Consider the following 6352-nt stretch of genomic DNA (forward strand, 5'->3'; position numbering starts at 1 on the left):
GCCCTTCGCCGTCAGCACATATTCCTGATAGGCGCTGCCGTCGGAGGCGGGGGCGGTCGTCAGGATGCCGTGGTCGACCAGTGATCGCAACCGCACCGACAAGATGTTCTTGGCCATGCCGAGCTTGTTCTGAAACTCGCCGAAACGGCGCAGGCCGAACAGCGCCTCGCGGATGATCAGCAGCGACCACCAGTCGCCGATCGCCTCCAGCGACCGCGCGATCGGGCAGGAATCGCCCTCGAAGCTGGTTCTTTTCACCATTGTCCTGGTCCTGTCGCATTCGCCCGATTTCGGCGCCGATCACGCGCTTGTGTGGTTGCATCATAAAACCAAATGCCCTAGATCGCAATATGGTTTTATGATGCAACCACTGGAGGCGAGCGTGAGACTGAAGAACAAGACGGCCCTGATCACCGGCGGCAATAGCGGCATTGGACTTGCGACGGCCAAGCTGTTCGTGGCCGAGGGCGCCAAGGTGGTGATCACCGGGCGCAACAGGGAGACGCTGGAAGCTGCCGCGAAGGAACTCGGCCCGAACGCGCTGGCGGTCGCCGCCGATGCCACCGACATTGCCGCGACCGAAGCCGCGATCAAGAAGGGGGCCGAAAAATTCGGCAAGTTCGACATCGTGTTCGCCAATGCCGGGATCGCCGGCGGGACGCCGCTCGGCTCGGCCACGCTGGAGACCTTCGAGAAGGTCATCAGCACCAATTTGACCGGCGTATTCTTCACCGTTCAGTCGGCGCTGCCCTACCTCAACGACAACGCCTCGATCATCCTCAGCGGTTCGGTGATCTCAGTGCTCGGCATTCCCGGCTACTCGGCCTATGGCGCCGCCAAGGCCGGCGTGCGGGCAATGGCGCGGATCATGGCATCGGAGCTGTCGCCGCGCGGCATCCGCGTCAACGTCGTTGCGCCCGGCGCGATCCGCACGCCGATCTGGGGAGCGGCGACGGCAACACCCGAAGCGGAGAAGGCGTTCGAGAAGCGGATCGCGCTGACGACGCCGCTCGGCCGCATTGGCGAGACGGATCACGTTGCGAAAACGGTGCTGTTCCTCGCCTCGGATGATTCCGCGCACGTGCAGGGCCAGGAGATCTTCGTCGATGGCGGCGCGGTTGCCTCGCCGAGCGGCGCGCCGATCTATCGCGGCTGATCAATTCAAATGAAAATTGAATCGGTCGGCGCAGCCTGCACGGTTGCGCCGGCCGGTTTTTACACCCGGCGAGATGTAATTCTCTGAACCTTGCGTGAGGCGTTGAACCTTCGCTTGCGCTGCCAAGACACTTTTAYGGGCAGGGGGTCATAAGACTCATTTCAGGGAGCCCGACATGCCGAAAGCAGCGCGCATTTTTTCATCGATTTCAGCACCGCGTATTTACACCGAACGTACTGCAGTTCCCGCCAAACGCTCCGACACATCCGAGTTCATCGGGGTGGCCATTTTTTCCGGTATCGGCCTGTTCATCTCTCTGATCGCCGTCATCCTTGGCATTCAGGGCGCCTGGTTCTAGACAGGCCGATCCGTCAGCCGCCGCCGGGGTGCGGCAGCGGCTGTCGTTGGCGTGAGCGCTACGCCGCCTGCAAGTTGGTGGCGGCCTGAAGCGCGCCGGCCAGCGCCTTCTCGCGATGCTCGGCGCCGACCTGGATGCCGTCGGCCGGGATGAATTCGAGGCTGGTGATCCCCATGAAGCCAAACACCCAGCGCAAATAGGTTTCGAGATGTTCGCCGGCCGCGTATGGCGTCTCCACGCCGTAGAAGCCGCCGCGCGAGATCGCCACGATCACGCGCTTGCCGGAGGCCAGGCCCTGCGGTCCATTGGCGTCGTATTTGAAGGTCTTCCCCGCCACCAGGACTCGGTCGATCCAGGCCTTGAGCTGGCTCGGAATGGTGAAATTGTACATGGGCGCGCCGAGCACCACGATGTCGGCATCGAGGAACTCGTTGAGCACGGCCGCGCTCGCGGCAAGGTCGGGTCCAAGCTCGGCCGGCGCGGGCGCGCCTTGCGCGGCCGCAAGGTGCGATCCGGAGAGATGGGCGAGCGGGGTCTGGGTCAGGTCGCGGTAGACGACGTCAAGCGCCGGCGTCGCCTGCCGGAGACGGTCGACGATGGCGGCGGAAACCTGTCTGGAGACGGAGTGGGGGCCGAGCACGCTGGAGTCGATATGGAGCAGTTTCATTGGGGGTCACCTATGGTATAGATTTGTAACCCGCACTACATGAGTGACTGTCCAAATCCCCGCAAGAACGCACTTTTTTGAGCCATGGGCACATCCTTGAGACCTGCACACACCGATTTTCCTGCGCCCCAGATGCCGGATCGCGACCACGCTGACTGCCGCGGGGTCGCCTCGATCCTGGCGCGGGTTGGAGACAAATGGAGCGTGTTCGTCATCATGATGCTGAGCGACGGGCCCAAGCGCTTCAATGAACTGAAGCGGATGATCAACGGCATCTCGCAGCGCATGCTGACCCTGACGCTGCGCGGGCTGGAGCKCGACGGCCTGGTCACGCGCACCATCTTCCCGACCATTCCGCCGCGCGTGGACTATGAGCTGACCGATCTTGGCCGCGGGCTCCAGCAGCCGGTGATGGCGCTTGGGCTATGGGCGAAGGAGCACCAGGAGCAAATCGCGGCGGCGCGGACAAGGTTCGACGAGCGCAACGACACCTAGAGAAGAGAAACGAGCCCGCCGCCGTGACGCTCGAGCCGGCCGGCGAGCTCGAGCTCCAGCAGCACCGTGCGCACGATCGCGGGCGAAGCGCCGGACATCCGCACGAGGTCGTCGATCGAGATCGGCGCCGGGCCGAGTAGGCTGGTGATCTGATCGCGGTCGTGTCCTTGCGGGTCGCTCTCGAATGGTTCGCTGTCGGGCTCGCCTGCGGAGCGCATCAGCGGCCGCTCCATGATCGGTGCGACAGCGTTGACGATGTCGGCGGCTTCGGTGACCAGCGTTGCGCCCTGCTTGATCAGTTCATTGGTGCCGGCGGCGCGGGGATCGAGCGGCGAGCCGGGGACTGCGAACACCTCGCGGCCCTGTTCGGCGGCCATGCGCGCGGTGATCAGGGAGCCCGAGCGGTGCGCCGCCTCCACCACGACCACGCCGAGCGAGGCGCCCGAGATCAACCGGTTGCGGCGGGGGAAATCGCGGGCGCGCGGCTCATGGCCGAGCGGCATCTCGGAGATCGCGGAGCCGCCCTGGTCGAGGATTGATGCGAGCAGATCGCCATGCTCGGGCGGATAGATGCAATCATGGCCGCCGGCGAGCACCGCGATCGTGCCGCTCTCGACGCTGGCGCGGTGCGCGGCCTGGTCGACGCCGCGGGCGAGGCCCGAGATGATGATGAAGCCGGCCTCGCCAAGCTCACGCGCGAGCTGACCGGCAAATTTCAGCCCGGCGCCGGAGGCGTTGCGCGAGCCGACGATCGCGATCATCGGCCGCATCAAGGTTTTCGTGTCGCCGCGCACGGCGAGCAGCGGCGGCGCGTCGTCGAGCGTCGCCAGCCGCGCCGGATAGCCGTCCTCGCCGGGCGCGAGCCAGGCGATGCCGAATTTGCGGCTTGCGGCGAGCTCGGCCTTTGCCTCATCCGCACTACAGATGCGCCCCGATCGCGCCGCGCCGCCGCGACGTGCGAGATCCGGCAGCCGCTCCAGGGCAGCGCGCGCGTTGCCGTAATGATCGACCAGCGAGCGGAAGGTGCGCGGCCCGACATTGTCGGAGCGGATCAGCCGCAGGCGGTCGACCCGCTCGGTCTCGCTCAGCTCCACGCTCGGATTGATGGCGTCCACGGTGCCTCCTTGCAGGCGTAACATGGAACAACCTGAGGGCGTGGGCAACAGCTCCGTGCGCTTGCGCGAGGAGGAATGGGGTAGCGCGCTGCCGCCTTCCTCAAGGCTGACCCGCGTACGTCCCTGATCTGCATTCGGCGAGAGCAGGCTCTCCGACAGTTTCTAGTAGCAAGGTCCGTAGGGATAGTATCCGCAGCGCTGCGTTCCATAAGCTCCGTAAGCTCCGTAGGCAGCGGCACCGACGGCAGCAGCACCGACGCCTACCGCCACTCCACGGCGTACCGCTGCGCCACGGTAAACACCGCCGCGATAAACGCCGCCGTGATAGACGCCAGCGCGGCCAACACCAACGCGTCCACCGCGATATGCGAACGCATCAGTTGAAACCATAGCAACGCACCCGATGCCGATGATGACCGACGCGGCCAACGAGAAGATCGCTCGACGTGACATGTTACTTGTCCTTTCACGGTTAGAAGCGCATTCCTCCAGCCCGCCGACCAGACGATTGTGGGACAGGTTGCGCAGAGAGCCGCAACCTGCCGCAGAGCGTCGTGCCCTGCGTCATTTGCTTCGTTGATTTGGATCAAGCCAGGCTCCTTGGAACCGCGTGCATCAGACCGGCCATCGCGATCCGTCTTTGGTCCGACGACCTTTCATGAAGAACTACGTTGGCGGGATGAGCCTTGGAAACGGCGTAGAAATTGGCGGCGAGGGCTTTAGGCTCATTGGCGGCCCGATTTCTCAGCCGCAGGCGATCGATCCGCTCAGTCTCGGTCAGCTCAACGCTTGGGTTGATGGCGTCCACGGCGTCTCCTTGCACGCACAGCATGGAACAACCTGAGGGCGTGGGCAGCAGCTCCGTGCGCTTGCGCGACCTCGGCGCAATGCTAAAAGCGATCCCAATAAGAAGGGTTCTTGCCATGATCTCACTCGCCGATCTCCAGCGCCGCATCGAAGCGGGCGAGCTTTCGCCCGATGCCGCCATCGCCCAGTCGCATGCGGCGATCGAGGCCAAAGAGAAGGACGTTCACGCCTTCGTCAGGCACGACAAATCCGCGAAGGCGCAAGCCTCCGGCCCGCTGCGCGGCATCGCGGTCGGCATCAAGGACATCATCGACACCGCCAATATGCCGACCGAGATGGGCTCGCAGATCTATCGCGGCTGGCAGCCGCGCAGCGACGCGCCGGTCGTGATGATGCTGAAGCGGGCCGGCGCCACCATCATCGGCAAGACCACGACGACCGCGTTCGCCTCGCGCGATCCGACCCCGACGCTCAATCCGCACAATCTCGGCCATACGCCGGGCGGCTCGTCCTCGGGCTCGGCGGCGGCGGTTGGCGCCGGCATGATTCCGCTGGCGCTGGGCACCCAGACCGGCGGCTCGGTGATCCGTCCGGCGGCCTATTGCGGCGCCGCCGCGATCAAGCCGTCGTTCCGGATGCTGCCGACCGTCGGCGTCAAATGCTATTCGTGGGCGCTCGACACCGTCGGCCTGTTCGGGGCCCGTGCGGAGGATCTCGCGCGCGGACTGTCGGCGATGACCGGTCGCAGCGAATTTTCCGGCATTGTCGCAGCCAGGTCGCCGCGCATCGGCGTGGTCAGGCAGGAGTTCGCCGGCGCCGTCGAGCCCGCCGCCGAAGAGGGGCTGCAAGCCGCGATCAAGGCGGCTGAACGCGCCGGCGCCAGCGTTCAGACCATCGACTTGCCGCAGTCCGTGCAGGAGGCCTGGCGCATCCACCCGGTCATCCAGGATTTCGAGGCGCATCGCGCACTCGCCTGGGAATTTTCCGAGCATCACGACGAGATCGCGCCGATGCTGCGCGCCAGCCTCGACGCGACGGTCGGTTTGACGCCGAAGGACTATGACGAGGCGCGCCGGATCAGCCGCCGCGGCCGCCGCGAGCTTGGCGAATTGTTCGAGGGCGTCGACGTGCTCTTGACCTATTCGGCGCCAGGCACGCCGCCCGCCAAGGAGCTCGCCTCCACCGGCGACCCCCGCTACAAMCGGCTCTGGACGCTGATGGGCAATCCTTGCGTCAACGTGCCGGTCTTGAAGGTCGGCGGCCTGCCGATCGGCGTGCAGGTGATCGCGCGCTTCGGCAATGACGCGCTCGCGCTCGCGGCGGCGTGGTTCCTCGAGGAGGCGCTGGCGAAATCAGGCTAGCGCGGGTTCGGTGGAAACGATGCGCTTGCCGGGTGCAGGCGGCGCTGCGTTGGCATTGGCACCTTGCCCGAGCCAGCGCTCGGCGGCCTCGCGGCCGCTCCTGTGCAGCAGGCGGATGAAGCCGCGGCCGAGGTCTGTCGATGAGCGCTGCGCCAGGCCGTCGACCGAATCCTCCGCCGCGATCCTGGACAGCCGCAGTTCGGCGGCGGCATGCGATGCTGCCCACTCGACAGCCGCGATCTCGGCATTGAGGACGGCGTTGGCCGCGATCTGGTCGAGCCGGCGGTCGATGGCGGCCAGCGTGATCGGCACATAGCYGTCGCGCGCCGGTGTGACCTGGACGATCAGGACGTCAGACGTTGTGGTTTCCTGCGCCAGCTGCAGCAGCGGTGG

8 protein-coding genes and 1 pseudogene are annotated in these 6352 nt (G+C 65.8%); 4 read left to right on the forward strand and 5 right to left on the reverse strand.

The window, feature by feature from the left end; all coding sequences use genetic code 11:
- The coding region (locus ACXJL8_RS30535; RefSeq protein WP_456686124.1) for a winged helix-turn-helix transcriptional regulator at nucleotides 1–261 on the reverse strand (261 nt) is incomplete at its 3' end.
- A gap of 121 nt (nucleotides 262–382) precedes the next feature.
- Here ACXJL8_RS30535 and ACXJL8_RS30540 point away from each other — a divergent pair.
- Together ACXJL8_RS30540 and ACXJL8_RS30545 are read left to right on the forward strand one after the other, a co-directional pair.
- Entirely contained in the window at nucleotides 383–1156 is a 774-nt protein-coding gene (locus ACXJL8_RS30540; RefSeq protein ID WP_456622711.1) for an SDR family oxidoreductase, read from the forward strand.
- A 175-nt stretch (nucleotides 1157–1331) separates the two neighbouring features.
- Nucleotides 1332–1514, forward strand: coding sequence for a hypothetical protein (locus tag ACXJL8_RS30545; RefSeq protein WP_456622712.1), 183 nt, complete (start codon nucleotides 1332–1334; stop codon nucleotides 1512–1514).
- 58 nt (nucleotides 1515–1572) lie between these two features.
- On the opposite strand, the gene ACXJL8_RS30550 is transcribed toward ACXJL8_RS30545, so the two are convergent.
- Complete coding sequence (locus tag ACXJL8_RS30550) at nucleotides 1573–2181, reverse strand: FMN-dependent NADH-azoreductase (protein ID WP_456622713.1); 609 nt, start codon at nucleotides 2179–2181, stop codon at nucleotides 1573–1575.
- 84 nt (nucleotides 2182–2265) lie between these two features.
- Between ACXJL8_RS30550 and ACXJL8_RS30555 the strand changes: the two genes are divergently transcribed.
- Entirely contained in the window at nucleotides 2266–2676 is a 411-nt protein-coding gene (locus ACXJL8_RS30555) for a winged helix-turn-helix transcriptional regulator (RefSeq protein ID WP_456686125.1), read from the forward strand.
- Here ACXJL8_RS30555 and dprA read toward each other — a convergent pair.
- Nucleotides 2673–3815, reverse strand: a complete 1143-nt coding sequence (gene dprA, locus ACXJL8_RS30560; RefSeq protein ID WP_456622715.1) for a DNA-processing protein DprA — start codon at nucleotides 3813–3815, stop codon at nucleotides 2673–2675. The genes ACXJL8_RS30555 and dprA overlap by 4 nt on opposite strands.
- Nucleotides 3816–4377: 562 nt before the next feature.
- On the reverse strand, nucleotides 4378–4599 hold the full coding sequence (locus ACXJL8_RS30565) for a hypothetical protein (protein WP_456622716.1): 222 nt from the start codon (nucleotides 4597–4599) through the stop codon (nucleotides 4378–4380).
- A gap of 115 nt (nucleotides 4600–4714) precedes the next feature.
- On the opposite strand from ACXJL8_RS30565, the gene ACXJL8_RS30570 reads away from it, so the two are divergent.
- Nucleotides 4715–5959 (forward strand): amidase, encoded by a 1245-nt coding sequence (locus ACXJL8_RS30570; protein WP_456686126.1) that lies wholly within the window; start codon nucleotides 4715–4717, stop codon nucleotides 5957–5959.
- Here ACXJL8_RS30570 and ACXJL8_RS30575 read toward each other — a convergent pair.
- Nucleotides 5951–6352 (reverse strand): annotated as a pseudogene (locus ACXJL8_RS30575) (patatin-like phospholipase family protein); the annotation flags it as partial. The gene ACXJL8_RS30570 and the pseudogene ACXJL8_RS30575 sit on opposite strands and share 9 nt — an antisense overlap.

It is taken from the genome of Bradyrhizobium sp. P5_C11_2 (genome assembly GCF_054049755.1).

Bases quoted from the DNA above. Each gene is read 5' to 3' on its own strand.
- ACXJL8_RS30545 (WP_456622712.1), top strand. From the start codon at position 1,332: ATGCCGAAAGCAGCGCGCATTTTTTCATCGATTTCAGCACCGCGTATT.
- ACXJL8_RS30550 (WP_456622713.1), bottom strand. From the start codon at position 2,181: ATGAAACTGCTCCATATCGACTCCAGCGTGCTCGGCCCCCACTCCGTC.
- dprA (WP_456622715.1), bottom strand. From the start codon at position 3,815: ATGTTACGCCTGCAAGGAGGCACCGTGGACGCCATCAATCCGAGCGTG.